2 protein-coding genes are annotated in these 2,432 nt (G+C 53.7%); both read left to right on the top strand.

The features are described from left to right. Positions 1–112: 112 nt before the first annotated feature. Entirely contained in the window at positions 113–1,630 is a 1,518-nt protein-coding gene (gene istA / locus NP603_RS21735) for an IS21 family transposase (RefSeq protein ID WP_256612959.1), read from the top strand. Next, positions 1,620–2,369, top strand: a complete 750-nt coding sequence (gene istB / locus NP603_RS21740; protein ID WP_256612960.1) for an IS21-like element helper ATPase IstB — start codon at positions 1,620–1,622, stop codon at positions 2,367–2,369. The genes istA and istB overlap by 11 nt, the downstream gene beginning before the upstream one ends. Positions 2,370–2,432 lie beyond the last annotated feature (63 nt).

Below are 2,432 nucleotides of genomic sequence, written 5' to 3' on the forward strand. Positions count from 1 at the left end.
GTTAACCGGCGTGCAAAACTTTCCAGGGTCCTGGGGAAAAGGGCGTTGAAAAGTTTCCACCCCAGGTTGTTCAATGCCCGGCTTTTTGCCGGAGAATCCTGGAGTGATAGACGTGGAAGAAGTCGCCGAAATTCGGCGGTTGCATTTTGTGGAGAAAGCGACCGTCAGTGAGTTGGCCAAACAATTCAAATTATCCCGCCCCACCATCCGTAAACATCTCCATACGCTGGATGAACCGGTGTATCCGGTGCGTAAATCCCAGCCCCATCCCAAGCTAGGCCCATTTCGCAATCAGCTTGAGCAATGGTTGGAAGCCGATAGTCGATTACCGGTAAAGCGTCGCCGTACGGCACAACGGTTATTTGAATGCTTGCAGGTTGAAGGTTATGTCGGTGGTTATTGCGCCGTCCGGCGTTACGTGAAAGCCTGGAAGCAAGACCAATCAGGGTCGCCACCCGTGACGCAAGTGTTCGTGCCGCTGTATTTTCCGCCCGGTGAGACCTGTCAGTTCGATTGGAGCCATGAAACCGCCGTGATTGCGGGTGTCGAACAGGTGGTGAAAGTGGCCCAGTTCCGCCTGACTTATAGCCGCCAGATGTTCGTGATCGCCTATCCGAGGGAAACACAGGAGATGGTATTGGACGCGCATAATCAGGCATTCGCCTTCTTCGGTGGCGTGCCGAAACGCATGGTCTACGACAACCTGAAGACGGTCGTGGATGCGATATTCTCCGGGAAAGAGCGGCAATTTAACCGCCGTTTTCTAACGCTGGCCAACCATTACCTGTTCGAGCCGATTGCCTGTACGCCGGAGTCAGGCTGGGAGAAAGGCCAGGTGGAAAAACAGGTTTGTGATATCCGCAGTTGGCTGTTCACCCCGACGCCCAAGTTTGACGACTTTACAGGTTTGAATGCTTGGTTGGATCAACGCTGCCGGGAACTGGCAGCAAGACCGAATCCTGAGCAAACCTCGCGCACCATCGCGGATTGCTTTGCCCAAGAGCAACCGTTGCTAATGCCGATTAAGGCGGTATTTGATGGTTATGTCGAGACCATGCGCCGCGTCACTAGCCAATCCCTGATTCGCATCGAGCGCAACCGGTATAGTGTGCCCGTCCACTGGGCAAATATGGCCGTATCGGTGCGTGTCACGGCGAATCGCGTGCGTATGGTGGCTGAAGGACAGGTTATCGCTGACCACCCAAGACACTTCGGACGCGACCAGTTGATCTGCGACCCTTGGCATTACTTGCCGGTATTGGAGAAAAAGCCGGGGGCATTACGTAATGGTGCGCCGTTCGTGACTTGGGATTTACCGGTCTCGATCACGGTGGTGCGTGACCGCGTACTGAAACAACCAAAAGGGGATCGAGCGTTTGTCGAGTTACTCATGATGGCAAGGGACCTGGGCGACAACGGCTTGGATGCTCTGGAAGTGGCTTGCGATTTAACCTTGCAGACCGGTATTGTCAGTGCGGCGATTGTGCTGAATGAAATGCGCCGACTCACCGAGGCCGCACGGCCCGTGGCATTAAGCGAAACCGGTTCGGCGACACCTACATTGACCATCGAGCCCATCGCCGATTGCAGCCGTTACGATAGCCTGCGGAGCGTGAATCATGTCCATTGATCGCGCCGCCCAGCTCAAAGCGTTACATCTGTTCGGTATGGCCGCCTCATGGTCCGAGTGGCAAGCCGAATACCGTCATCAACAGAAACCGGTCATGCCGGAAGTCTGGCTGGATAAACTGATTGCCGCCGAACAAGCCGATCGTCAGGCTCGTAGCCTCAACTACCAACTCAAAGCCGCTCGTTTCCCCATTCATCGCGATTTACTGCATTTTGACTGGCATGAAACGCCTTTGCCTCAGCACCGCATCGGCCAATTAGCGTCTGGCCAGTTCATGGAACAGGCCTACAACCTGATTTTGATCGGTGGTACAGGCACCGGCAAAACTCACTTGGCCACCGCTATTGGCATTGCCGCCATCCATCAAGGTAAGCGGGTTCGCTTCTACAATGCCGTCGATCTGGTCAACCAGCTTGATAAGGAAAAACAGCTCGGCAAAGCAGGCAATCTGGCCAAGCAACTACAGCACATGGATGCTGTTATTCTCGATGAACTGGGCTATCTGCCGTTCCCAGCTTCAGGCGGGGCTTTACTCTTTCATCTGATCAGCCACCTCTATGAAAAGACTTCACTGATCATCACGACCAATCTCAGCTTTGGGGAATGGGTACAGGTCTTTGGGGATGCCAAGATGACCACAGCACTACTGGATCGTATTACTCATCATTGCGACATCCTCGAAACCGGCAACGAATCTTACCGATTCAAGCAACGAAAAAAAGCTACAGAAAACCAATAACCCTACGCGCAAACTGGAAACTTTTCGACGCCCATCTGTGGAAAATTTTCTACGCCGATTGAC

This window comes from Methylomonas aurea (assembly GCF_024505045.1).
Taxonomy (GTDB): Bacteria; Pseudomonadota; Gammaproteobacteria; order Methylococcales; family Methylomonadaceae; genus Methylomonas; species Methylomonas aurea.

Bases quoted from the DNA above. Each gene is read 5' to 3' on its own strand.
- istB (WP_256612960.1), top strand. From the start codon at position 1,620: ATGTCCATTGATCGCGCCGCCCAGCTCAAAGCGTTACATCTGTTCGGT.